The sequence below is a fragment of the Escherichia sp. MR genome (assembly GCF_005280595.1).
Lineage (GTDB): Bacteria > Pseudomonadota > Gammaproteobacteria > Enterobacterales > Enterobacteriaceae > Escherichia > Escherichia ruysiae.
Genome location: NZ_SZVK01000038.1, coordinates 1 through 24,201 on the forward strand (window position 1 = coordinate 1; position 24,201 = coordinate 24,201).

At 50.4% G+C, this 24,201-nt stretch carries 24 protein-coding genes and 1 pseudogene; 24 read left to right on the top strand and 1 reads right to left on the bottom strand.

Annotated elements, in window-relative coordinates; translation table 11 throughout:
• Window positions 1–296 (top strand): annotated as a pseudogene (locus tag FC814_RS23230) (hypothetical protein); the annotation flags it as partial.
• 289 nt (window positions 297–585) lie between these two features.
• Here the strand turns inward: FC814_RS23230 and FC814_RS23235 are convergent.
• Window positions 586–939 (bottom strand): hypothetical protein, encoded by a 354-nt coding sequence (locus tag FC814_RS23235; RefSeq protein WP_001393368.1) that lies wholly within the window; start codon window positions 937–939, stop codon window positions 586–588.
• On the opposite strand from FC814_RS23235, the gene FC814_RS15640 reads away from it, so the two are divergent.
• The 23 genes from FC814_RS15640 to traX all read left to right on the top strand — a co-directional run bounded on the left by FC814_RS15640 (window position 938) and on the right by traX (window position 24,114).
• Window positions 938–2,092 carry a tyrosine-type recombinase/integrase gene (locus tag FC814_RS15640; RefSeq protein WP_001139955.1) on the top strand — a complete coding sequence of 385 codons (1,155 nt, stop codon included), beginning with the start codon at window positions 938–940 and terminating at the stop codon, window positions 2,090–2,092. The two genes, FC814_RS23235 and FC814_RS15640, sit on opposite strands and share 2 nt — an antisense overlap.
• 150 nt (window positions 2,093–2,242) lie before the next feature.
• On the top strand, window positions 2,243–3,067 hold the full coding sequence (gene traE, locus FC814_RS15645; RefSeq protein WP_001690630.1) for a conjugal transfer protein TraE: 825 nt from the start codon (window positions 2,243–2,245) through the stop codon (window positions 3,065–3,067).
• Window positions 3,068–3,152: 85 nt separating this feature from the next.
• Window positions 3,153–4,355, top strand: coding sequence for a conjugal transfer protein TraF (locus FC814_RS15650; protein ID WP_000976353.1), 1,203 nt, complete (start codon window positions 3,153–3,155; stop codon window positions 4,353–4,355).
• Between the two features lie 59 nt (window positions 4,356–4,414).
• Window positions 4,415–4,999 carry a histidine phosphatase family protein gene (locus FC814_RS15655; RefSeq protein ID WP_000977525.1) on the top strand — a complete coding sequence of 195 codons (585 nt, stop codon included), beginning with the start codon at window positions 4,415–4,417 and terminating at the stop codon, window positions 4,997–4,999.
• A gap of 394 nt (window positions 5,000–5,393) precedes the next feature.
• A complete protein-coding gene (traH, locus tag FC814_RS15660; RefSeq protein WP_001079808.1) occupies window positions 5,394–5,852 on the top strand; it encodes an IncI1-type conjugal transfer lipoprotein TraH in 459 nt (152 codons plus the stop codon).
• The gene (gene traI, locus FC814_RS15665; protein WP_000866663.1) at window positions 5,849–6,667 is read left to right on the top strand and encodes an IncI1-type conjugal transfer lipoprotein TraI; all 819 of its coding nucleotides are present in this window, start codon (window positions 5,849–5,851) and stop codon (window positions 6,665–6,667) included. Before traH ends, traI begins: the two co-directional genes overlap by 4 nt.
• Window positions 6,664–7,812, top strand: a complete 1,149-nt coding sequence (gene traJ / locus FC814_RS15670) for a plasmid transfer ATPase TraJ (RefSeq protein ID WP_001024975.1) — start codon at window positions 6,664–6,666, stop codon at window positions 7,810–7,812. Before traI ends, traJ begins: the two co-directional genes overlap by 4 nt.
• Window positions 7,809–8,099, top strand: coding sequence for a hypothetical protein (locus tag FC814_RS15675; RefSeq protein WP_001330823.1), 291 nt, complete (start codon window positions 7,809–7,811; stop codon window positions 8,097–8,099). The genes traJ and FC814_RS15675 overlap by 4 nt, the downstream gene beginning before the upstream one ends.
• A gap of 14 nt (window positions 8,100–8,113) precedes the next feature.
• Complete coding sequence (locus FC814_RS15680) at window positions 8,114–8,665, top strand: phospholipase D family protein (RefSeq protein ID WP_000014584.1); 552 nt, start codon at window positions 8,114–8,116, stop codon at window positions 8,663–8,665.
• Window positions 8,666–8,754: 89 nt separating this feature from the next.
• Entirely contained in the window at window positions 8,755–12,522 is a 3,768-nt protein-coding gene (locus FC814_RS15685; RefSeq protein WP_001141534.1) for an LPD7 domain-containing protein, read from the top strand.
• Between the two features lie 17 nt (window positions 12,523–12,539).
• Window positions 12,540–12,887, top strand: coding sequence for a conjugal transfer protein (locus FC814_RS15690; protein ID WP_001055900.1), 348 nt, complete (start codon window positions 12,540–12,542; stop codon window positions 12,885–12,887).
• On the top strand, window positions 12,884–13,576 hold the full coding sequence (locus tag FC814_RS15695; RefSeq protein WP_000138552.1) for a DotI/IcmL family type IV secretion protein: 693 nt from the start codon (window positions 12,884–12,886) through the stop codon (window positions 13,574–13,576). The genes FC814_RS15690 and FC814_RS15695 overlap by 4 nt, the downstream gene beginning before the upstream one ends.
• A 10-nt stretch (window positions 13,577–13,586) precedes the next feature.
• Window positions 13,587–14,570 carry an IncI1-type conjugal transfer protein TraN gene (gene traN, locus FC814_RS15700; RefSeq protein WP_137326165.1) on the top strand — a complete coding sequence of 328 codons (984 nt, stop codon included), beginning with the start codon at window positions 13,587–13,589 and terminating at the stop codon, window positions 14,568–14,570.
• A 2-nt stretch (window positions 14,571–14,572) separates the two neighbouring features.
• A complete protein-coding gene (traO, locus tag FC814_RS15705) occupies window positions 14,573–15,862 on the top strand; it encodes a conjugal transfer protein TraO (RefSeq protein ID WP_137326166.1) in 1,290 nt (429 codons plus the stop codon).
• Entirely contained in the window at window positions 15,862–16,566 is a 705-nt protein-coding gene (gene traP / locus FC814_RS15710; protein ID WP_000801920.1) for an IncI1-type conjugal transfer protein TraP, read from the top strand. The genes traO and traP overlap by 1 nt, the downstream gene beginning before the upstream one ends.
• A complete protein-coding gene (gene traQ / locus FC814_RS15715; RefSeq protein WP_001690624.1) occupies window positions 16,566–17,093 on the top strand; it encodes a conjugal transfer protein TraQ in 528 nt (175 codons plus the stop codon). Before traP ends, traQ begins: the two co-directional genes overlap by 1 nt.
• Window positions 17,094–17,143: 50 nt before the next feature.
• On the top strand, window positions 17,144–17,548 hold the full coding sequence (traR, locus tag FC814_RS15720) for an IncI1-type conjugal transfer protein TraR (RefSeq protein WP_000086960.1): 405 nt from the start codon (window positions 17,144–17,146) through the stop codon (window positions 17,546–17,548).
• Between the two features lie 63 nt (window positions 17,549–17,611).
• The gene (gene traS, locus FC814_RS15725) at window positions 17,612–17,800 is read left to right on the top strand and encodes a putative conjugal transfer protein TraS (protein WP_001277255.1); all 189 of its coding nucleotides are present in this window, start codon (window positions 17,612–17,614) and stop codon (window positions 17,798–17,800) included.
• On the top strand, window positions 17,784–18,584 hold the full coding sequence (gene traT, locus FC814_RS15730; RefSeq protein WP_001164788.1) for an IncI1-type conjugal transfer protein TraT: 801 nt from the start codon (window positions 17,784–17,786) through the stop codon (window positions 18,582–18,584). The genes traS and traT overlap by 17 nt, the downstream gene beginning before the upstream one ends.
• A gap of 89 nt (window positions 18,585–18,673) precedes the next feature.
• Window positions 18,674–21,718, top strand: coding sequence for an IncI1-type conjugal transfer protein TraU (gene traU / locus FC814_RS15735; RefSeq protein WP_077123251.1), 3,045 nt, complete (start codon window positions 18,674–18,676; stop codon window positions 21,716–21,718).
• Entirely contained in the window at window positions 21,718–22,332 is a 615-nt protein-coding gene (gene traV / locus FC814_RS15740) for an IncI1-type conjugal transfer protein TraV (RefSeq protein ID WP_000337399.1), read from the top strand. Before traU ends, traV begins: the two co-directional genes overlap by 1 nt.
• On the top strand, window positions 22,299–23,501 hold the full coding sequence (gene traW, locus FC814_RS15745) for an IncI1-type conjugal transfer protein TraW (RefSeq protein ID WP_089438581.1): 1,203 nt from the start codon (window positions 22,299–22,301) through the stop codon (window positions 23,499–23,501). The genes traV and traW overlap by 34 nt, the downstream gene beginning before the upstream one ends.
• 28 nt (window positions 23,502–23,529) lie before the next feature.
• Window positions 23,530–24,114 carry a conjugal transfer protein TraX gene (gene traX, locus FC814_RS15750; protein WP_096923676.1) on the top strand — a complete coding sequence of 195 codons (585 nt, stop codon included), beginning with the start codon at window positions 23,530–23,532 and terminating at the stop codon, window positions 24,112–24,114.
• The last annotated feature ends 87 nt before the right edge of the window (window positions 24,115–24,201 follow it).

Consider the following 24,201-nt stretch of genomic DNA (forward strand, 5'->3'; position numbering starts at 1 on the left):
TTTTTATATTCGTCCATATCGACGCTGATGATGATTTCCAGGTACCGGATTGGCACGTAGGCCAGTGCCAATCCGGTCGGTGGTCAGGGGGTAATAAAATTAATTACTCAGCATGTAATTGGTACAAATCATCCGTAGCAATGAATCACTTTATCGGCGGTAAGAGTGGTGGTTCGATCTATTACAAGCCGATTCAATGTCCGACTGGATACATTATGACTGGAACACGCATGTACGGTATTGGTGATGGTGTTGATGAGGAACATGTCGATGCCTACTGTTGCCCCTTTAATTAAGCTCCAGCACCAGGAAGATTGAGGCATGTGACTGATATGGTCCCACCAGACTCATAATTTCCCCAAGCATAATTACTCACATACCAAACGTTGTTTTGGTCGGAATATACCTGTTGAAAACCACCAAAGGGTGAGCCATTCAGGTAAGTCCATGAGCAATATGCATGGACCCCGAGCCTTAAATTACGAGTGTTTTTAGCTATGTTGTAGGTCTGCGTTGTGAATTGAATTTTAGGAGCGCCCCAGGTACCGGATTGGCACGTAGGCCAGCAGCGCCAGCAATTTAATCTCAGTTCTGACACGCGACGACATAACTACATTTTCCGGTTAAATCAGCTCTAAATGTCCCTTTATGGAAATTGTATTCATCATAAAAACCACATTTAACAATTCGATTTGCATCATAAGTTGCAACTGATCCCGCAAAGTAATTCGGCTTCCAGCCTTGAGGGTTTTCTGCATTGCTCACACTCCATGAGCACTGACTGGCAGAAAATCCTGTTGGCAGCGGTATTTGCTGACCATTTGCTATACGACCAGTTATCACCGTACTACCAGAATTGCTTTTACGCCAAGTACCGGATTGGCACGCTTGCAGAGAATGATTGTTGGCATTATTTTTTGCCTCTTTTGAGGTTAGCATGCCGTCTCCACGCATCCGTAAAATGTCCCTGTCACGCGCACTGGATAAGTACCTGAAAACAGTTTCTGTTCACAAGAAAGGGCATCAACAGGAGTTTTACCGGAGCAATGTTATCAAGCGATATCCCATTGCCCTTCGGAATATGGACGAAATAACAACCGTTGATATTGCTACATACAGAGACGTTCGTTTAGCAGAAATCAACCCCCGAACGGGTAAAGCTATTACAGGTAATACTGTACGTCTTGAACTCGCCCTTCTGTCATCTCTGTTCAATATTGCTCGTGTTGAATGGGGAACCTGTCGTACTAACCCGGTTGAACTGGTTCGCAAGCCGAAAGTATCCTCCGGACGAGATCGCCGGCTAACGTCTTCAGAAGAACGTCGCCTTTCTCGCTATTTCCGCGAAAAAAATCTGATGTTGTATGTCATTTTCCATCTTGCCCTTGAAACAGCCATGCGGCAGGGCGAAATACTGGCCTTACGTTGGGAGCACATTGATTTGCGCCATGGTGTGGCTCATTTACCTGAAACCAAAAACGGTCACTCACGGGATGTTCCTCTGTCCAGACGTGCCCGTAACTTTCTTCAGATGATGCCCGTTAATCTCCACGGCAATGTTTTTGATTACACCGCATCCGGCTTTAAAAATGCCTGGAGAATAGCCACACAACGACTTCGCATCGAGGACCTGCATTTTCACGATCTACGGCATGAAGCAATAAGCCGCTTCTTCGAACTGGGTAGCCTGAATGTAATGGAGATTGCTGCAATATCAGGACATCGTTCCATGAATATGCTGAAACGGTATACTCATCTTCGTGCATGGCAACTGGTCAGTAAGCTTGATGCCCGCCGGCGGCAGACACAAAAAGTGGCAGCATGGTTTGTGCCGTATCCTGCCCATATCACGACCATCGATGAAGAAAATGGGCAGAAAGCGCATCGTATTGAGATCGGTGATTTTGATAACCTTCACGTCACTGCCACAACGAAAGAGGAAGCAGTTCACCGCGCCAGTGAGGTTTTGTTGCGTACACTGGCCATTGCAGCACAGAAAGGCGAACGTGTCCCATCTCCCGGAGCGTTACCTGTTAACGACCCTGACTACATTATGATTTGCCCTCTGAACCCGGGCAGCACCCCGCTGTAAACATCATTCAAAACACATACAGAAAGGCGAGTTGCAACAACTCGCCAAACACATTCGATCTGCATGATCGAAATTATTCGTTTCACCAGAAAAAACACCGAAGATACAATAACCACATGAGCTGAAAAGACTTTTTCAGTCGGAGGAACAATGAGACTGAATACGACCGGTATTGCGGCCCGAATGATGCTCTCGCTGGACAAAAAAGCAATCGGCGAAAAACTCATCAACGGTCGTCAGATAAACCCGACACCTCTGCAGGTCCGTTACCCACAAGGGGTAAGAGAAGTTCTGGGGATAATGAGCGAACAATTAGCCATATCCACCGCTGATTTAACCCGAATCCTGCTTGAGGATGCTCTTCATAATATGTTTATGCCTGCGGATAACACCACAGGAAACATAATAAGCAGAATTGAATACATCATGCTGTCGCATGATATAAATGCGCCATTACTGGCAACATTGCTGTCGCCATGGAATATCCGCTCCACGGTTATACAGGACCCGGCCAGACTTGCAGACTATCTTTCAGCTGACGCTCTCGAACATCTTGCTGAATGTTTTAATCTCAATCCGGACTGGCTGAATGGCCATGAAAACTATCCGATAGCGTTGTCCGGTGAATGGCCAGATACTGCTGATAATTTCAGAATGCTTATTAATGATAGCAGCAACACTGAAGTTATTTTCTGGCATAGTTTCCCCTTCGCAGGAAACACGAAAAGAGAATATTGCGGGGTAATATTGAGACAGGAAAAAGAAATCAATGGCTCTGTAATATATCCGGCCCTATCATTATCACCAACACTTCTGAACGATGAAAAAAGAAAATGGTTAACTGAATATACAACCAGGCGGAATACAACAATGTCTTTGCGACGCGTCACGTTGAGACCTGGCCTTGCCGAGAACCTTATTACAGGGCAAATACTACCTGTTAGCTTATTTAATACGTCTTTATTACCCTGGTAAATACCAGATAGTACCAAAGTAAAAAATTACGGCACATCCGTGTCATAGCGTTGTTTTGTCTAAATTCTGATAAACAGGAAATTAAATGATGAAGAAAAATCATATTACCCGCACCATCATTGCATCTGCTGTATTATTTTCCTTTAACGCTGCAGCAGCGACGTCATATTTTGAAGCGCGTAACGATGCAATGGGTGGCACCGGGGTAGCATCTTCCCATTATGGTGTGGCACCTCTGGCAAACCCGGCTTTACTGACAAAGCACAACAGCAATGATGATTTCAGCCTTCTTCTGCCGTCTGTTGGGGCACAAGTTGCTGATCCTGATGATGTATCAAATAAAGCTGATGATGTTAAAGATGACTGGGATTTGTTTGACAGTGCTGTAGATAACCAGCATGGCGTACAACAGGCAGCGGCAAATCTTAAACATCGTCTGCAGGAATTCCGCAATATCAATGCAGATGCTCAGGTAGGTGTATCAGCTGTAGCAGCCATGGCAAATGACACTCTGCCGTTTGCCCTTATGGTCAAGTCTTACGGAACTGTCAGCGTAAACGGAAAAGTAAACGATGCAGACCTGGATTATCTGGACAAAGTTGCCAATGGAACAATTACCGACGTCGATAAGAATGCCCTGACCTCACGCGCATTCGGGCGTGCAGCTGTAATTACCGACGTCGGAATTTCATTTGCCAAAGAACTGGAAACGGCCGGACAAAAATGGTCTCTTGGCGTCACACCAAAATATCAGCGTGTGGACCTGTTTAACTACAACGTAACGGTTCGTGATTACGACAAAGACGATTTTGACGGTGACAAGTATCACAACACGAAAAACGGATTCAACGCCGATATTGGTGCTTATACAGACCTGAATGACAACTGGACTGTCGGTCTTGTTGCCCAGAACATCATTCCACGCAGTATTGATACTAAAGTCGTCAATGGCTTTAAAGAAACCTTCAAAGTTCGTCCACAGGCAACCGCCGGTGTATCCTGGCATAATGACCTGTTTACCACTGCTCTTGACGTTGATCTGACTCCTGCCAGTGGCTTCACTTCTGACAGCAAACGTCAGTTTGCAAGTGTTGGTGCTGAATTTAACGCATGGAAATGGGCGCAATTGCGTGCCGGTTATCGTCAGAACATGGCATCAAACTCCGGAAGCGCCTTCACCGCTGGCGTTGGTATCTCTCCATTTGACGTCGTACATATCGATGTTTCCGGCCTGGTAGGAACTGACCACGATTACGGTGCAATGGCACAACTTCAGTTCACTTTCTGATTACTGTCCCCGCCCCCGGCACTAAACCCGGGGGTATTTTTATATTCATTTTAAATAACATGATGAAACCACGTTCTTCTTATTCAAAGACAGCATTCATTCTTTTATTTTCTGTTTTCCTGGTAGCTGCAGTGACAAAAGCAAAAAGCTCGCTTCCCGATATCACCCTGGAACAGGCAAAAGAAATGAATGCTGATAACACCGTTATTTTCCTTTTCCGCCATGGAGAACGTTGCGACCGTTCAGATATGCCCTGTTATTCGGATAAGAGCGGAATCACTATTACCGGTACAGAGAAAGCACAGCAGGAAGGTATTAAGTTCGCAACAATCTTCAGTGAATATGATATTTACTCCAGCAATGCGGTAAGAACCATACAAACTGCAAAATTCTTCTCCGGTAAAGAACCCGTCGTTATGGACAGTTTATCAGACTGCAATAATGATCTTTATAAGACGCTTGAATCAATCGCAAGAGAATCTCATAAAAGGAACATAGTAATAATGACACATAATCATTGTTTATCATTTCTGGCCAGAGATAGGCTCGGCAAGAAATTCAAACCGGCGTACCTTGATGCCCTGATCATGCATTACGATGGTACCCGGCTCATACTTGACGGAAAATACAACAAAGAGGCATAGAGGATATTTGAATTTACATAAATTCTGATATACTCAGTAAGATACAAGAGTGTACGGGCACATGTGCCTGTCTGAATTGCAGGTTATCCGGACGAGGGCCGGGAACTGTTTCAGGGACAAGCGCCGGTACGTTCGATTCATAAATCGTCGAGTCATCCATCATGGATCGATTCGGCGCGGAGCGTTAAAGATTACGCTCATATTCGTTTTATGTCTGACGACACATCAACCAGCCAGTATCAGGAATAATCACCTTCAGTAAACTATGAGGCTATTTACCTGGCCACACTGGCATTTATTTCCGGTAACGCAAGTATAGCCGGAAACAAACATCATCCTGTCTGTACCGGAGCACCGGTATATCCCATTCTGATTTAACTGCTCAGGAATTATTATGAACCGTATTATACCTGCGGGGTGTCTTGCCGCCCTTTTTCTGGCTGGCTGCAACTCCCCTTCTCAGCATACTCCTGTTCCGCGTAACTACGGTGCTGCCTCTGATGTGGCGGTTACCCGACACACTCAGTACACATTATGGGACAAAGGTGTGTTTTCCGGCCAACTTCCGGTTTCAACGGGGTCTCATCTTCTGACAGCTAACAGCGATCGCCTTTCCTTTGACTGGGAAGGTGATGCGATTGAATTACTGAACGAACTGGCCAGAGTCAGGGGGATGCAGTTTAACTACAATGGTGTCCGCCTGCCGTTACCAGTCAACCTTCACGTCCGGGATATGACGTTTTCCAATACGTTGAGACTTATTGAAGCCCAGACAGCCTGGAGAGCAACAATCCATCAATATCCGGGCCTGTTACAGGTCAGCTTCATGCAGCCGGAGAACCGGAAAAAATGAAAGTACTCACCTCTCTCATTTTGCCAGTAATACTGCTTACTGGTTGTTCTTCTTCCCCCACCATCTCGCCAGGTGGTGTCAATACGCCACCACCTGACATTAATGCATGGCTTAAACCACGAAGTGAAAAGCCGGATAGTCTGTCAGAAACCCGCTGGAAAATGCTGACCGACGCAGGTAAAACGCTTGGATTTCGTGGTGGCAAGGCTCAGCGTTCATGGGAGCTGATTCAGGCACTCAACGCCCGGGAAAGCACACTTAATGCCTTATACGATTTCCGGCCACTGATTAGCCCGGAAGGCTGGCTACCACCGGTTATTGATGAAGCACAGGACGTTGCTCATATCACGCCAGATCAAATCCGGACCTCTTCCCGGGTCTGGACCATCATTCGCCCTGAACGCTTTGTCAGCAATCCACCGGGCTGGCGTGACTGGCTTCTCCGGGGGCTTTCAACGACAGCCACTCCGGGTACAGAAGGCAGCGTCGTTCCAGAAGACAGCGTGCAACGAAAAGTGTGGGAAACCGCATTACGGCAGGGATGGCAGGAAGGAAGACAAAACGCCGACCTGACGCTTGAAGCCAACCAGAAAACCCTCACCCGTGATTACCGGGGCATGATGCTGTACTCACTTCTCTGGCGTCAGGGCATGATCACCCGTCCGGATGTTTCTGATCAAATGCAAACCGTTACAGGTGACGGGAAAAAACTGGTCACTGGAGATCGTGTTCGTCGCCTTAAAAATCATGCGGAATTCAATCTTCAGAAATCTCACTGGCGTCCGCTTATAGGCACTGAAGGAGGCTCCCGATGAATATTCCTGATGAGTTTGGTCTTTTTCCGTTTCAGCGTTTCACTGCAGATGAACTACGGCATTTCTTTGTCTGGTGTGCCGCACATAAAGTCAGTGATGTGGATCTGACCGGTGGGTCACCTGTATCTGTCAGTCGCTTTGGCCGACGGGTGCGTTGTTCCAGTGCAACGTTACCAACCACACTCATGTCCTCCCTGATTGATGAATTGTTCGGTCGGGAAGTCATTCCCCGCGTTCTGGCAGGCAATCCGGTTGACAGGACGATACAGATTAACGGGGATGCATCCGGTCGCTATGGTCTTAAACGCGGAGAACGCATCCGGTTACGCTCTCACCTCATTCAGGGCACATCTGGTGCGGAGGAGAAAGCAGTCTCAATAACAATGCGTGTCATCCCGACAGAAATACCGGACATTCTCTCCATGAACATTGAACCAGATCTGCTTGAAGCAATGGTCTGCAAAAGCGGTCTGGGATTTGTATGTGGTGAAACCGGGTCAGGGAAATCAACGCTGTGTTCAGCACTGTACCGTTACATTATGGACAATTTCCCCGACGCCAAAATCGTGACATATGAAGACCCGGTGGAATATATCCTGGGAAATGAAAACGATCTGCTCCCACCGCATCAGGCAGAAATCGGGCGTGATGTGGTCAGTTTTGCTGCCGGACTGCGTTCTGCTGTACGACGTAATCCCGAAATTATCGGTGTTGGTGAGATCAGGGATAACGAAACCGCCGACGCAGCGGTACAGGCAGGCAACACCGGGCATTACTGCCTGAGCACCATGCATACGAAATCTCCTGGTGAAACGCTGGCACGTCTTCTTGGGCTGTTTCCCCCTGTCATCAGGGATTCGATGGCCTGGGCTGTCCTGTCACTGTTGCAGTTCATTCTGGTTCAGGTTCTGGTCAGAACAAATGACGGTGGTCGTAAAGCCGTCCGGGAATATATCGTCATTAACGATGAGCTTCGCGACAATCTTTCCGGAATGCCGCATGCAGAGTGGGGGCATCACATTGATGCCATAATCCGGCAGGAGAAGCGCCGTATCCGGGACCAGATTCTGGAAATGTATATCCGGAATGAAGTTGACCGAAGAGAAGCGATTCTTTTTATCCCGCCAGGGGAGTTACGGTCATGAAAAGAGAAGGTTTCTGGCGATATGCAACACCGCCAGTCAACATCCAGGGCGTACCTCTGCCGTTCACCATGATTTATCTGTTTATGTGCCCCTTTCCCTCCAAAACAACCTTCTGGATTTGCACCGGCATCATTTTATTTTTCGTTATTCTCGACCGTTCAGGCTGGACTGTCAGGACGATCTGTACTCGCATTTACAGCATTCTGAGAGGGGCCATCGCCTCCGGTCGTCCATGGTGGTATCGCCACCATACGGAATCACCACGAGACTGGACTGGCCTCGATTAAATTCTGGAGTCTTTATGTCAGGTAAAAAAACTATCGTTACTCTGCTCCGGGTATCGCTACTGGCATGCCCGTTACTGTTCACGACACCATCGTTTGCAATGATCGACACGCCATCCGTGAAGGTCGGCTTTTCTCCTGAAGGAAGCGCATCCGCTCTGGTGCTTGACACAATCAACAGTGCGGAAAGCTCCATCAGGATGATGGCATATTCCTTCACCGACCCGGATGTAATGCATGCGCTGGCAAAAGCGAAAAAACGCGGAGTGGACGTCCGTATTGTTGTTGATGACAAGGGGAATACGAACCGGGCAAGTCAGGAAGCGATGAAATATATCAACCTGCTGGACATTCCTCTCCGGACTGTAGATGCCTTCCCCATCCATCACGACAAAGTCATCATTGTTGACGGAAACACGGTTGAAACTGGCTCCTATAACTTCTCTCGTGCTGCTGCACGCAAGAATTCAGAGAATGTCGTTGTGCTCAAGAATATGCCGGATGTAGCCGCACAATATCTTGAACACTGGCAGGATCGCTGGAATAAGGGTACAGACTGGAGACCCTGACAAACATTTCTCCCCCGATTTTCTATCCCCCCAGCCACCCCCGGCTTCCGGCGGTGGTTTTTTTCCGTCTTTTTTCAGGAGAAGCACTCATGCCGTCTGTATCCCGCTACCGCACCTGGCTTGCCGTGCCTGCAGATGAAATAGAAGATCTCAAAAAAGCACATCCCCCGATGAACGGGCACACGCCCGTCATCTGGGACAAGGAGCACAAACTCTGGTTCGCCCGCCCGGGGGCGGACCTGTCCAGGCTGGACCGCTGGCTGCCCCGGCCACAGGACGTCTCCATGAACGGCAGTGATCCGGTCACCGAGTTTGCCCAGGTTCTGGAGAATGCCGGACTGGTTCTGAAAGAACTGCCGGTCATGGACGGGAAAATCCACCGTGTCCCGACCGCCGATGACAAAAAAGGACAAAAAAGTGGCGCATATCGCGGATTCCTGGACGGCAGACCTGCCGGTTGGTACAGGGATTATCGCAGCGCGGATAATTCGCCGATCACCTGGACCTTCTCCGGCGGAGAACAGACAGATCCCCGCGCAAGACTCCACCTGAAAGCGCATTCAATGCAACGCAGGGAGGACGCGGAGCGGGAACTGAAAGCACAGTACAACCGACAGGCCGCGTATGCCCGCCGCTATATCAACAAATGGCCGCAGGCCACAGCACATGAATACCTGACCCGGAAAGGCATTCAGGCTGCACCGGGGGTGCGGGTAAACAACAAAAATGAACTGGTTATTCCCTTCAGTAACCGTAACGGCGCGATACGCTCTTACCAGCGTATTCCGGTCACCGGGGGGAAAGATGCCCGCATCCTGATAGATTCGGAGAAAACCGGTAACTGGTTTGCGCTGGGCACACCGCGCAACGGTCAGCCGGTACTGTTTGCCGAGGGCTATGCCACTGCGGCCTCCCTGCACGAAGCCACGGGCCTTCCGGTACTGATGACGGTGGATGGAGGCAACATGATTGCCGTTGCCGAAAATGCCCGGCAAAAGTGGACGCAAAGCCCCTTTATCTTCTGTGCCGACAACGATCATGCAATCCGGGTTAACAAAGGTATCGTCAGTGCAACAAAAGCCGCAGAACTGACAGGAGGATCGGTCATCTTTCCTGCGTTCACCGATGCCGAAAAAGCGCAGGGGCTGACCGATTTCAATGACCTGGACGCAAGCCGGGGACGGGCCGCTTTTCAGCATGTCATCAACGCCCAGTTAGAACACATCGGGGTTTCCACCCCCAACAGTAACACCCCGGAAATGCGCGAGGCACTGGTGATAGGCAACCTCGTTTTTACACCGGTCCACACTGAGGAAAAAACCATGACTCCGACAGAATATCCTGAAACATCACCCGATACAGGGCACAGCCATGACCAGGGACCTTCTCTGCCGTCCGCCACGCAGCAGGAACAACCAGCTGCTTCCAGCAGTAACATTGCTGATGAAACACAGTCATTTACCAGTCACGCCACTGAAAATAACGGCAAAGATGAGCGGCACGCTGATAACGTTCAGGCGCAAACGGAAAGCTCTGTAGTTCAGGACTCCCCTGCAGAATCACCGGCGTCCCCGGAAAGTACAACGGCGTCTGCCCCTGATGAACCCGCTCATCCGGCGGAACCTCCGGAAAAAGTTGTCTCGGTGGCCACAGATAAAGACTGGCGTGAATTTGAAGCCGAACTGTCACAACCGGAAAAAAACGAGTCACAACAGGAATCCGGCACTTCACCTGAAATACCGGCCCCTGCTGCCACCCCCGCATCCCCTGAAGACAGTCCCTCATCTGAAACCATGAATGAATCAGCCGAGCCATCACCTTCCCCTGATGCAGTCAAAGAGGAAATGACCGTGATGACGGAGCCTGATGACAAACAAAGCACCGGAATATCCCCGGATACTCCCCGGGAAGAGGCGGTCAACCATGTAACTGAAGACATTCCCCTTCAGCCAGAGCCGTTCCTTCCTGAGTCAGATGGCCCCGAAGAATACGAAAACTACAGCGCATATCAGGAGCTGATGAACAATGAAAATCCTGAGCATCTGCAGGAAAACAGTGATATGCCGTCGCAACCGGACACAGGCCACGTTCAGGCTGATGAGTCAGAACTTCAGGCCACAACAGATACAGTAGAACCGGCTGTCCGGGATGACCCCACTCCACAGCAACCTGTTCAGAGCACATCATCTTCTGATAATACTTCATCGTTTCTCGACAAAGCGCGTGGCTTTTTTACGCGTAAAAAAACGGATTCACAGGCGCATGAGAACAGTGATCCCACACCCTCACCGGAAACCACGACGACCACACCGGCACCTGACAGTATTGTCTACGCCCCGGAACGCCCTGATGCACCGATATCGCTCAATCTGGACGAAATCATTAAATCGCTGGAAGGTGAAGAACGAGCAGACAGAACCGTCCTGTACAAACTGGATGGCAAACCTGCCTTCATTGACCGGGTAAACCGGCTGGAAATGGTCAACGGTGCCAGCAATGACGATCGCAGTGTTCTGGCTGCACTTGCTGTGGCCACTGATTTCTATGGTGGTGTCATTGAGCTGACGGGCAGTGATGCCTTTAAGCAAAAAGCGATGCAGTTGATCATCGAGCACAACATCAAAGTGCGCATGAAATTCCCGGATCAGCGAGCGGCGCTCGAAAAATTACGCAAGGAAATGGCTGTCGGTAAGGATACTGTTGTCACCCATAAGCCAACACCGGAACTTAACCGGAATACCCCTGAACAACCAGCAGTCCCAGACCCTGTTCAGGAAAAAGAAGCCACACAATCCCCGGCGTCCCCAGTAGCCCCTGAAGCATCAACCGTCAGCACCGTCCCTGCATCATCACCGGCTGAACCTGGCAAAACGGCAGATGCGGCACAAGGTGAAGAACCACCAGGAAAACTTCGCCCGGGAGAGAGCGTGACTGCCGTACTGCACAATTTTGGTCGTGCTGAATATGCACCCGGCAAAGGAGAGAGTTTCTTTGTTGAGCTTAAAAACCGCAGTGGCAGCAAACTCTACTGGGGGGAACAACTGGAAAGTCTGGTCAAAAACCATCAGAAAGGTGACGTGGTGACACTGACACTTCAGAACCGCGAACAATTCATCCTCCCGGGAGAGCAAAAAGCACGTTTCCGGAATAAGTGGTCCATGGAGTCAGTTACCAACGGGATCTCGGTATCACATGATAATCCGGATAAAGGTCAGCGTATTCAGGCGATTCCGGTCGAAACCTTTATGAAAGTGGCTGCGCAAATCAGCCAGGGGTGGCCCGAAGAGATGAAAGCGTTACGTATGCCAGAAAACGTCGGCTCACATCTGTTTATCGGTGAAGACCGACATCCGGTCTCCGCACCACAGAACGCAAATCAGGTAACAGAAATAACCAGCGCAGCCCCTGACAAGCTGACACCTGTTCTGGGATCAGTGGATAAGGATACGCGTGAACTCAACCTGCTACTTGTCCAGAGTGCCGATGAACATCTGCAGGGTGTGGTCCGGCTGAACGGCACATTGTATCCGGCACTGGCCACCCCATCAGCCGACAACAGTCAGCTGGTTATCAATGCGCTGACCGACAAAGGTTTACGCTTTGCAGGTTATGGTGAAGCGGTAAACCACGATGCTGACAGCACGAATCGCCCTGCACCGGAGCTTATGCAGTTTCATCTGAAAACCCGGGAAGAACCGCTTTTTGCTGCTGTCTACACGCCGGAAAAACAACCTGATGCGTTGTACCGGAACCTGGGCTTCGAGCAGTCATGGCAGCAGTGGTCCAACAGCCAAAAGCCGGAGGACAGGCAGGAAAAAACTCTGCATCAGGATCTCTCCCACAGCCCCGGCCGATGAGCCGGTAAGGAAGCCATATGAACATGCATAAGTCTCTGGTTGCCGTGCTCGGCCTTATCCTGATTTCATCCACGGCAAGTGCTGCAACCTGTCGTGCGGGTAGCGCGGCACAGGCCGGTAGTAATACAGGATATGAGCGAGCACGTGCAGCTGCGGATGCATGGTCACAACGTGAAAACGATGTTTCCTCATCCCTGCAGTCCTGTCTGTCACGAATCAAAAAAATCAGCATAAACCTCCCCCAGTTCCCCAGCCTTGACGACATTCTGTCGCAGCTGGAAAACCAGGTCTGCGACGCGGTCGTGGACAAGGTGAATGAAAAGCTGCCGGGGAATATTGATCCCTGGAAGGACTACAACCTATGACCGAAAATACCGAGCCATCCTCGCCATCACATCCGGCACCTGACCCGGAAATACTGAAGAGCACAATCAGGGCTATGAAGCAGTCAGAACAGCGGGCAAATAATGTCCCTGCGCTGATAAAAGCGCTTTTATGTACGGGCACATGTCTTCTTATCAGTATTACTGGTAACGCCATTCAGTACTGGCACTCAACGAATGTGGAGCGCGAATATTTCGCTACAGACAATGGTCGTCTGGTCAGGCTGGCACCAACAAGTCAGCCAGCATGGAGTCAGAATGATGCAATGGCCTTTGGCAGCCAGGCACTGGCGACCGCATTCAACCTGGATTTTGTGCACTATCGTTCACAGATCTCCTCCCTGTCTCCGCGTTTTTCTGACGAAGGTTTTGTCGGATATGTGAATGCATTACAGGCATCTAACATTCTGGAGACGATCAAGAAAGAGAAGATGAATCTGACCGCCACGACAGGTGCTGGCGTTCTGGTACGACAGGGACAAATGTCCGACGGCGTATGGTTCTGGACATTCCAGTATCCTGTCCGTATGCGTCTGGTCGGCCAGACAACCAGCAAGCCAGAACAGTCTTTTGTTTTCGAAATCACCATCCAGCGTGTTGACCCCAGACTGAAACCATCCGGTATGGAAATCCGGCAGATGATCTCCCGTAACGCCGGACCGAACTCCTGAGATAAGTAATATGCAATCACGTTATTTACTGAGCACACTGCTCCTGGTGTGCAGCGCCGCCACGTCTGCAGATAACGCAGGATGGCAGAACGCACGCACACCACAAACGACAAATTCTGCCAGCGATCACGTTCAGAACGCCTCCCAAAACACCGGAGGTGTTCCGGCAACACTGGTAAAAGGTGAGCTGCCTGCCCCCGGGCAGGCCAGCCCGCTGGTACAGGATGCGGCAAGGCTTGATTCTGAGCTCTCCGCCGATGAGATTCGCTCACTACGCAGTCTCATGGCGGATAACGAGCGGGCCATCAATGCGCCCATCACCAGTGTTGTACCCCGTATCAGCTCTCTGACAGTTAATCTGTCCCCCGGTGCCAGCCTTCCTCTTGTTCGCACAGCCATGAACAACCTGAGCGTGGTGACATTTATCGATATCAACGGTTCACCATGGCCACAATCCGATCCTCCTTATAACGCGGCACCAAAACTCTTTGATGTGCAGTACAACGAGAACATGGTGACAATCACACCATTGCGGCCATGGGCATCCGGAAATATTTCTGTCTACCTGAAAGGTCTGTCGGTACCGGTCATCCTGAACGTAACCAGTGGCGAAACAGATACGCCGTCATCCAGTCAGGAAATGGACAGTCGTCTGGATCTGCGAATACCACGGCAGGGACCAACCAGCCCGGTTGTCTCCATCCCGACGGATAAGATCGCCCTGCATGATGCAACATTACAGGCATTTCTGGATGGTATTCCTCCCCGGGACCCTTCAGTTAAGAGGCTGAAATTCACAGGTAATGTCCCGGATACAACGATCTGGCAACACGGCGATGACCTTCTGGTTCGTTCCCGGGCGATGTTGCGCGATGAATTTGAACAGACCTTGTCCTCTGCCGACGGAACTCATCTCTGGAAACTTCCCGTCACCCCACTACTGACTTTCTCTGTGAATGGCCAGTCCGTTCACGTGACACCAGAACTGGAGTAATCATGAGTGCTGAACAGGATGCCGGTAAATCCGGAAAGAAACTGGCTGCCCTGCTTGGACTGGGCAGCATCATCTTATTTGGCGGCGGCTATATCGCGTTTTCCAAACTATCAGGGAGTAACAGCGATATGCAGTCAGCCGTGAACATTAACAGTGCAGCAAGCGGCGGAACGCGCAGCGTTACCGAAACGCCTCACTATCGTGAACTGTTAAGAGCGGATAATGAACGAGGGGCCGCAGCTGCAGCCCGCAATAATCAGACGTTCATTGCCAGTCTTCCACAGGGGCTTGATATTCCGGACACTCCGGAAAAGCAACAACAGCCTGCAGCAAAACCGGAAAACTATGCTCATCGCCAGGCTTCCGGCACACCACAGGAGGATCGAGCAGCCAGTGAAAAACGTATGGAGCGGCTGCAAAAGCTGATTGTAAGAATAAAAGATCAGCATCCTGCCGGTAGTACACCAACCATAGCAACGACTATGTGGAATAAATCTCCGGCAGAAACAACAGGGCAGAATGGTACGCAGCAATTCGCATTACAGAATGCCAGCCTGTCCACGCCTGTAGCAGAAAAAGGGATACAACTGATACCTGCTCTGACCCGTATACCGGCATATATTGATACTGCAGTGGATTCTGATAACCCATCATCCAAGGTTATCGCAACCATTCCCGCTGGCCCCTGGGCAGGGGCAACGCTGTTCAGTCCGGGAGTCAAACTGGTGGGTAACGGCGTGGAGATCCATTTCGACCGGATGAGCTGGAACGGCATGGACCTTAAGGTCAATGCATATGCTCAACGGGAAGACAACCTGATGTCATCCGTGGCCAGCAATGTGAATACACGCTGGTTTAAACATATCATTCTGCCGTCAGTGTTAGGAGGTGTGGGCAGTATTGGCACACTTTATAAAGATGCCAACACGCAGGTTATTCAGGGTAACTATGGCACGGTTACCGGACGCGTGGGAATGCCCAGTGGTGAAGCTGTTGCGGGCGTTATTGCCGGTGGTATGGCGGAAAGAGGAGGTCAGATATTAACCCGCCAGGCAGAAAGTGAGCCCTATAAACAGGTAGAAGTGTATCAGCATGAAGTCGTATCAATTCTGTTTGTTGACCCGGTAATGACAAACGACGCCAGGTCATCTTCCCTTTCCAGTGGCATTTCCCCTTCAGTTAATCGTACATCACAGGCGGAACAACGCTCGCAGGCACGAATGCAGACAGCCATGGAGCAAAGAAAAGCTGTGATGCAACGTCGGTATGATGAACAACCGGAGACACCATAATGAAACCTGAAACAGAAATAGATGAAACCGGCAGCTTCGGTGAACCCGAAGAGAAACCCGCCCCCTTCTGGAAACGTTCCGTCTGGGGGATATCTGTAGCAACATGGGGGCTATGTGCAGTCGTGTTGCTCGCAGCCATATGGTATCTGTTCCTGAGAGCGCCATCGGAAACAGGCATGCCTCCGTTTAATGATGCGGATGCTGGCGTACAGACCTGGCAAACCACACAAGAATCATCACCTTCCGTTCAGTCCACTGAGACTATGACTGTCCGGACAGGAGAAGATATGAGCCAGCTTGCCCGGGATGTAAAAACAGAGCTGGATAACCGCGATGAAAAAATTCAGGCAACACTGAATATGCTTCACGACAGCATTAACAAGCTGGGCGAAGCTATAAAAAAGGATGAAGAATACGCACAGGAAACACGCCGTCAGCTGGATGATATCCGGAGCCGCCTGAACGGAATAATGACACAGAAAAGCGTCACTGAATCCTCTTCCACACCGCATCCAGCAAAGAAAAAAACGTCGTCTGTACTTAACGGAATGAAAATCATGTCGATGGAAACTGGTATGGCCTGGATTCGCTGGCAGGGTAGTACCTGGGCTGTCAGAGAAGGTCAGACGCTGGGCAATGTGGTGATCCAGCGGATTGATCCGACTACCCGGACCATCATCACCAGTGCAGGGACGTTACGCTGATGAACATGGATGCCCTGACCGCCATTGAGAACTTTGCCAGCAGTATTTTCAGTGCCGGAATGGATTTCCTGTTTACCTGGGGAGAATTCATCGGGGTGATCAGCATGATTACCCTGTTTGCCCGCGCCCGTTCAGCCGGTCCGGTAAAAATGTCTCCCGGAAAATTTATTGCGGGGATGTTAACCAGCTGCATGCTCGTATCACTCCCGGCAATGATTAACGCCGGAGGCGTACAAATGGGATTCAGGGCTGACTCATTTGGCCCGATTGCATATGTACAACCTCAGACGTTTGGCGCTGCTGCTGGCGCAGCAAATGCAGTTCTGTCGCTGGCCAAGCTGGCCGGTGTTGGATTTGTAATGAACGGGATATCCATCTGGCGCAAGGCCGGACTCGATGGACATACCGCACTGAGTGCCAGTGAATCCGTCAGTAAGGGAAACGTCAAATTTATTGCCGGCGTCCTGCTGGTCTTTATCGATCGTGTCCTCAATGCCCTGCTGACAAGCATTGGAATCGTCTTCTGATTTTTTTCACCTTCATATAAACCACTGATATATCCATTTAAGGAGAAACTATGTCACGTATTCGTGTCGTAGCGGCCCGTCTGTACGCCGCATTTATCCACGCACAACTGTTTGTAATGTCATGCCGGAGCAAACTGACTAAGTTCCTGCTGCTCATTCCCATGATGTTGCTGCCCAAAGCCGTTCTTGCCGATGGAGATCTTGCCGATATGGTTCGCAATGTCGAACAAGGTGCCAAAACAGCACAGTCATCATCACTGACTATTGCGCAGTTCATCGGCGTAATTCTGTTTCTCGGGGGCCTGATTGGCCTGAAAAAAGTTGGGAAACAAGGGGGGATGGGACTGGCTAGTTGCATTGTATCTATCGTCATTGGGGCGGTACTTGTCGCCGGACCTGAAATGATGAGTCGCAGCCAGAAACAGTTGGGGATTTCCTCAATTTCCATTGGCTAATCTTGTCCAGGGCACTGGCATTTATCCGGTGCCCTTCCTGTTCGGCAATACAAGGAGGCACATATGTCTGCCTGGAGCCCGGAGCACATAACGTTACGACGAACAGAAAACGGCAATGTGATTGCCCACGACAGTCGGGACGATCAGGAATTCATTTTTGCAGAATGCTGTTCCGATGAAATCGCAAACATCATTCTGGAAGCCGTGAAACGTTACACCAGTACGGAGCCTGCTCATGCAACACAGCATTAAAGACTTGTGGTTGTATCCCTTTCCAGAAATTGATGTGGTTCATACACAGGAGCCACTGTTACCGGAACCGGAATTAACAACGCCCGGTCGATGTATCTGCTGCCGGCAAAACGTCAGGCACCGTTTCAGACTGGATGACTCATGGCCACTCAGACAGCTTACCGACACAATCAGTGACACACGAGTTCGTCTTAATAAGGCCACAGAACATCTGGATAAGTTAAAAAAGCGTGGTGAACCAGTCGCAACCGGCGAAAAGGAAAAGTACAACACGGCAGTAAAAGCCGCTGAACGGGCGCTTGAGCAGGCCCGTCTGTCTGCCAGACGTCTTTCACTCCGCCATGTACAGAAAGCTGAAATCACCAGTACAGAGTCGTTGTCAGAGAAAGAGCAGGAACTGTTTCATGAAGACGGCCCGCCTTACAGCTTATGTGCTTTCTGCCACGCCTGGCATTCACTGAATGGTTATGCCGCAGCACAGGGCGTTATGGTGTGGCTACCCGACCTTCATCCTTCCACGGTCGTGGCCCTTAACCGTCGTTCATTACAGGAAGTTTTCAGTAATGATAAGTTCCGGGTCCGGCGGGGACGGGAAGCGCTCTCTGCACTGATGCAAAACAGACTGGCGGTTGAGGATAAATTCCGCAGTTTCCGCCCGGCCGATTTCGCTGACGTTTTTCGTCGCTATCCACCTTCCGGTCGTTCGCCCCTGCGTGAAAAAATGAACGGGATTGCCCTGATTCTGACACCAGATTCATTCATCAAAAAAGAATACGTTGATTGATTTTTCTTCATGCCACTCCAGCGCGGGGTGGCATTAAAAAAATCAAACTGCACAAACCTCCCTCCTGTAAGTCCGGAGTTCCCTCACCTATGAACATAAACCGTTTAATCTTCACTATCGAAGACTGTCTGAACACGCTATCCCGTTTCTCTGTCGCAAGCAGTTTTGTTGAGTATTGCGATTTACGTACTGTAATTGGTCTGGACAGACAGGATCGTGAACGTCGCCCATGGCTGAATTCGCCCTATATTGCAGCCACAAAGCGTGGAGAATATCTCTCTGTCTTTGAAGTCAGCGGTGCTTTCAGGGAAATGGATGAAGCATCCGACCAGACTGGCCCAGGTTCACTGGAATCGCTGATCACCAGCATGAGTGACAGCCTGAATACGGCATATAAAAACAGCGGTCATAAAATCAGCTGCGTTTTCGAGCGTGACCCTGAAATGGGGAAAGAAGAAATCGAAGACATGGTCGCCCCACAAAAGCGCTCACTGGCTAATACAGGTATCCAGTTACAGGATGTGGTCGATGAGAAAGTCACAACACTGTCCCCATGGCTGGTCCGGGAGCGTTGCTGGCTGGCGATCTGGAGTGGACCCGACCTTATCAGCAACAGCGATCGCACCGCCCATGATGAGCTTGTCAGAAGACTGGCTGAACGGGTACCGAAAGCACGCTTTGCCCAGTCCCCCTGGCAGTGGACCTTATCTGCACTGAAAATCCGCCACGAAGCTTTTCTTGATAATGTGGAACAGGCACTGAGACATTCATCTGATGGCCTGATTCTCCGGCTACTGGATATACACGAGGTCGGGCGTGAAATACGTCGTCAGACAGAACGGCACAGCACACCGCGTAACTGGCAACCCCACCTGCCTGAAGATGCCCAGCCAGCGGGATATCGCTGGACTGACGATGAATCCGTACTACATGCTCCTTCATTGCATTTGCAGTTATTCAACACGCAGGTGACCACACAGGGCAACCTGGTTCAGGCGGGCGGACTCTGGCACGGAATGGTATCGATTACTTTACCTCCGCAAAATCTGCAGACGTTTAACGAACTGGTCCGTGCCGTCCCCCGCGCAGTCCCCTGGCGCATCAGAATGGATCTGATGCCCGGCGGGATGAAGGCTCTTAATCTGAAGAAAACGCTTCTGACTTACAGCAGCTTCATTTCTGCCGTTCGTCCAATGTATGAATCCGTTATGACCCTGGCGGCAACGGATGAAAAAGAACCTGTCTGCATAATGACCATCATGGCCTCCACGTGGGGAAAAACACGTGAAATATGCACACGAAACCAGGCCATTCTGAAATCGGCCATTGAAGGCTGGGGCGTATGTGGCACCACAACAACATTTGGCGATCCCCGACGCGCCTGGGTGAATACCATTCTCGCGGCATCCGGAGGCTCCGGCCCGGTTCCCCTGTATCCCCCGTTGTCACATGCCATCTCGCTTTTCCCGCTTAACAGGGCAGGCTCTGTCTGGCGAGGTAAAGGGAATCTTATGTTACATACAGAAGACGGTTCCGCATTTGAGGTTGGTCTGGCGTCATCCCAACAAAATAAACATACAGAACTGGCACCAGGCGATCCGGGACTGGGTAAATCAGTTCTGATTAATACGTTGTCGGAAATACAGATATCATCTGCTCAGAAAAACCTGCCCTTCATTGCCTATATCGATAAGGGATACAGTGCTCAGGGACTGGTTCAGCTTATTCGCGACAGTCTTCCTCCAGAAAGAAAAGACGAAGCTGTCGGTATTATTCTGAGCAATGATCCGGAATACACCCGTAACCTTTTTGACGTGATGTACGGCGCTAAAAAGCCTATTACGCCGGAAAAGAATTTCATGTCATCGGTGCTGTGTGCTCTCTGTGTCGATACCGGTACCGGTCAACCCTGTAACCCCGGAGACACCCGACAAATTATCAACCAGCTTATCGAGCTGGCTTTTAAAGAGTACGGTGAAAATAATCCGCGACTTTATCGCGCCTCAACGGAAGAACTGGTGGATTCAGCACTGCAGGACTCGGGACTGTATGAAAAACATGATGCAACCTGGTGGGCCAGATCAACCTGGTTCGAAGTCCGGGATATGCTCCACAATGCCGGGTATATCATGGCGGCTCAGCGGGCACATTATCAGGCAATGCCCCAGCTTCCCGAAGTGTCCTCGATGCTGGGCCATACCAGTCTCAGGGATGTTTTCGGTACTGTTCAGCGTGATGGTTCAAACGAACTTCTGCTGGACTACATCCGCCGCGCGCTCGAGCAGGGACATAACGACTACCCCATGATATCCGGGTATACCCGGTTTATGATCAACCCGGAAACCCGGGTCATCGCTGTCGATCTGAATAATGTTGCCGGTGACAAAACGCCTGCAGGCAGGCTTAAAACCGGCATCATGTACCTGCTTGCAGGTCAGATCGCCGGTGGTGACTTCACCCTGCCACAATACAGGGATGAAGTGTTAAAGCAGCTTCCACGGGAATACCATGAAATCGCTCTTAAACGTATTAACCAACTTGATCAGGAGGTTAAGACAAAAGTTTATGATGAACTGCATAACGCCCGGGGCATTGACTTCATCTGGGAAAATCTGGATACCCAGGAGCGTGAGCAACGCAAGTTTGCTATCCGCACGGTTCTGAGTACGCAGTATCTGAGGGACTACCCGGAAAGCGTTCTTAAGTCAGCAAATACTCTCTGGTTACTGCGCTACAAACCCGAAGATATCCCCGTACTGAGGGATAACTTCAACGTTCCTGAATTTATGCTGAAACGCTTCCTGAAAATGCCGGAAGGCCCGGCACCAGATGGTAGTGGTGTTCCTGTTCTGGGAGTATTCAGGGTAAAAAGTGGCACGCTTGCGAGAATACTCAAATTTACCGTCGGTCCACTGGAGCTATGGGCGCTGAACTCATCGCCAAAAGACAGTGCCCTGCGTAAAACACTGACAAATAAGTTAGGTTCAGTTCGGGCACGTAAGATTCTGGCCGAAAACTTCCCCAGAGGTTCTGCAACGTCATTAATTGAGCACCGGGCGGGCCAACATAACAGTGACAATGTTATTGAAGAACTGGCCTCGGAGCTCATCCGAAAACAGGGATACAATCTCTGATGTGTACAATTCATATCACCCCACGCTGCCGGAGACCTGCCAGAGGGCAGGTATTTCTTAAAAAACTTGAGGTAAAAGGTGACAGTTTCTCATTCACTCTGCCGTCACGTGTCTTCAGGTTACATCCGGCCCCCAATCCCAGAGTGATATACGCCTCAGATGCCAGAACACAGGGAAAGGTTACAGGCATGCGGCTGTTGTTGCCGTCCAGCACAGATGAGCTGATAACAACGGCAATATGGCAGGTTTCTGTCCCGGATGAAGCACCATTCGACGTTCAGCATGTCATCCAGTGGATACTCCCTTCACCGCTGGCTTCGCTGATGTCCGATGATACCTGGTTATGGCCATCCGTTCCCGGAACGCCGGCACTGAGTGCCGGTGACTGGCCTGTCATGGATACTGACCCGTCCACCTTACGGCGCGTCAGACGTCGTTCTTTCAGCATCATCGATAACCGGAACAGGAAAGGTTATATCACCAGGCGATATCAGTGTTTCCCACTGGCCCCACTACCTGAAGACAGAAAATACGACAGCCTTCCTGACCTTGTGCTCCACCCCGAGCAGGAGACAATAAAATGCAAAGAAAAACATTACTCGCAGCCCTTATAGCCATCCTGAGTGGAACGGCATGCCAGGCTCATGCTTATTCAGTCACCGTCGTCGCCAGCCGCCCCGTTGAACAGCAGGTCGTCCCCAGAATGGAGGCCATCAAAGGTGTGCTGAGTGACATACTGAGTACCCAGACAGCCACGGGTACCGCTATCAATCAGAACTCTGAAAAGCTGGCAAGTGTCATTGCCCAGAACGGACAGGCGACACGTCAGCAGATGATTTTCAGTAATGAAACTCAGCGCCTCGAGGAGGCACGGAAAAGCTTCACCGTGCCAGACTCCATCTGCAGTGAATCCGCATCAGGGATTGCAACAGAAAGCAAAAGTGCCTCAGCATCAGCAGCCTCAAAACTCAGTAAAGGTGGCGGTGTGAGCAACCGTAGCATCCGCGACCGTCTGGCCAGCGCAGCAAACTCTCCCGTGCGGGAAGCTTATGATGGCGCGGCCATACACGCCAGTTACTGTACAGAAGCAGAATATGCACGTTTTGGAGGAACCGCCGTTTGTCCTTCTGTGGGCGAAATACCAGGTGGAGACAGTCAGGTACGCTCGATTTACCACGGCGCAGGTACAGCGGACACACCTGCGGCACTGACATGGGATCAGAAGCAAATAGATGCAGCGACGGCTTACATGAAAAACACTTCCCGCCCCTCTGCCGGTCGTGCTCTGGGTAAAGGAGAAGTGAATACCCAGAGTGGACGAACCTACGTCGGACTCCAGAACGAATACAACGGCATCATTGATTCTGCGTCGAATCCCCAACTGACGCTGATTGCTGACAGCACGCCTGATGAAACCACACGTAAAGCACTGGCTGAAACACTGCAGTCAGACTCAGCGGCCGCTTACTTCGACCAGGTGGCTTCACCAGAAGCAAAAGCACGGGGATATATGAGTACCCGTGAGTTTGAAGCTTTTGAGGCTGGCCGGCGCTACGCCAACACAGCATACCTGGTGGATTTACAGGAAATGCAGGGAGATAACCTGCTCCGTGAACTGGTAAGAATCACTGCGCAAATGAACTGGCAGCTGAACGACCTGAAAGAACAGATCCGCCAGGGTAATGTCATCTCTGGACAGCAACTGGCTCTGACCGCCCGCCAGTATTATGAAAAACAACTCGGTAGCCTTGAGAAAACAATCAATCAGGCAAACGCACGTTGAAAGCTGACGTCAGAACAGGACTGAAGAAATGAATAAGTTACCGGAAAATTCAGACCAGACGAAAAACGTCAAAAAATCACCATCCATAACCCGCATAGCCACCCGGAGGATTATTAACATTTTTGTTCCGCTGATGGAGACTCGCCTGATAACGAATTCTGTACAGCATATGCTAAAGCAACAAAAAAGCAGGCTGGAAAAATTCCGTCAGGTAAATAATAAAAAGGCGCAACTCTGCCTCTCGTGGGAAGAAGCTCTGCAGGCCAGCCATATGTCAGTAGACGATCTGGATCGCCGTTTCCGTCGGCGCAGAACAGCATGGCGGTTATGCTGCTGGAGTCTGCTGGCCATCGCTTTATTCCTCAGCGGTATGCTCTTTGCCGCCTCCTCATTACCTTTGATGACACAGGTACGCGCCATCAGCACTCTTATGTTGATACTGTCAGGCGTCGCTCTTTGTGCTTCCAGAGCACTGATTGTTACATACCGCCTCTGGCAGTTGCATGAACGAAAAGTCAGCGAACCCGAGCAGGGGACTTTCCGTGATTTTCTGAACGACCGCAATGGCTGGCGCAATGCCACATTAATTGCCGTAACCAGTAAACAATACTGATCACGTCCAGATGCCAGTACCACTGGCATGTCGCCATCCCCCTTAATTAAATCCTGTGTGGCCTTTGCCCATACGCAATTCTATTCC

Bases quoted from the DNA above. Each gene is read 5' to 3' on its own strand.
- traI (WP_000866663.1), top strand. From the start codon at position 5,849: ATGAAAGTACTCACCTCTCTCATTTTGCCAGTAATACTGCTTACTGGT.
- FC814_RS15675 (WP_001330823.1), top strand. From the start codon at position 7,809: ATGAAAAGAGAAGGTTTCTGGCGATATGCAACACCGCCAGTCAACATC.
- FC814_RS15690 (WP_001055900.1), top strand. From the start codon at position 12,540: ATGAACATGCATAAGTCTCTGGTTGCCGTGCTCGGCCTTATCCTGATT.
- traO (WP_137326166.1), top strand. From the start codon at position 14,573: ATGAGTGCTGAACAGGATGCCGGTAAATCCGGAAAGAAACTGGCTGCC.
- traP (WP_000801920.1), top strand. From the start codon at position 15,862: ATGAAACCTGAAACAGAAATAGATGAAACCGGCAGCTTCGGTGAACCC.
- FC814_RS15680 (WP_000014584.1), top strand. From the start codon at position 8,114: ATGTCAGGTAAAAAAACTATCGTTACTCTGCTCCGGGTATCGCTACTG.
- traJ (WP_001024975.1), top strand. From the start codon at position 6,664: ATGAATATTCCTGATGAGTTTGGTCTTTTTCCGTTTCAGCGTTTCACT.
- FC814_RS15655 (WP_000977525.1), top strand. From the start codon at position 4,415: ATGATGAAACCACGTTCTTCTTATTCAAAGACAGCATTCATTCTTTTA.
- traU (WP_077123251.1), top strand. From the start codon at position 18,674: ATGAACATAAACCGTTTAATCTTCACTATCGAAGACTGTCTGAACACG.
- traW (WP_089438581.1), top strand. From the start codon at position 22,299: ATGCAAAGAAAAACATTACTCGCAGCCCTTATAGCCATCCTGAGTGGA.
- FC814_RS15685 (WP_001141534.1), top strand. From the start codon at position 8,755: ATGCCGTCTGTATCCCGCTACCGCACCTGGCTTGCCGTGCCTGCAGAT.
- traS (WP_001277255.1), top strand. From the start codon at position 17,612: ATGTCTGCCTGGAGCCCGGAGCACATAACGTTACGACGAACAGAAAAC.
- FC814_RS15650 (WP_000976353.1), top strand. From the start codon at position 3,153: ATGATGAAGAAAAATCATATTACCCGCACCATCATTGCATCTGCTGTA.
- traE (WP_001690630.1), top strand. From the start codon at position 2,243: ATGAGACTGAATACGACCGGTATTGCGGCCCGAATGATGCTCTCGCTG.
- FC814_RS15640 (WP_001139955.1), top strand. From the start codon at position 938: ATGCCGTCTCCACGCATCCGTAAAATGTCCCTGTCACGCGCACTGGAT.
- traN (WP_137326165.1), top strand. From the start codon at position 13,587: ATGCAATCACGTTATTTACTGAGCACACTGCTCCTGGTGTGCAGCGCC.
- traX (WP_096923676.1), top strand. From the start codon at position 23,530: ATGAATAAGTTACCGGAAAATTCAGACCAGACGAAAAACGTCAAAAAA.
- FC814_RS23235 (WP_001393368.1), bottom strand. From the start codon at position 939: ATGCTAACCTCAAAAGAGGCAAAAAATAATGCCAACAATCATTCTCTG.
- traH (WP_001079808.1), top strand. From the start codon at position 5,394: ATGAACCGTATTATACCTGCGGGGTGTCTTGCCGCCCTTTTTCTGGCT.
- traV (WP_000337399.1), top strand. From the start codon at position 21,718: ATGTGTACAATTCATATCACCCCACGCTGCCGGAGACCTGCCAGAGGG.
- traR (WP_000086960.1), top strand. From the start codon at position 17,144: ATGTCACGTATTCGTGTCGTAGCGGCCCGTCTGTACGCCGCATTTATC.
- traT (WP_001164788.1), top strand. From the start codon at position 17,784: ATGCAACACAGCATTAAAGACTTGTGGTTGTATCCCTTTCCAGAAATT.
- FC814_RS15695 (WP_000138552.1), top strand. From the start codon at position 12,884: ATGACCGAAAATACCGAGCCATCCTCGCCATCACATCCGGCACCTGAC.
- traQ (WP_001690624.1), top strand. From the start codon at position 16,566: ATGAACATGGATGCCCTGACCGCCATTGAGAACTTTGCCAGCAGTATT.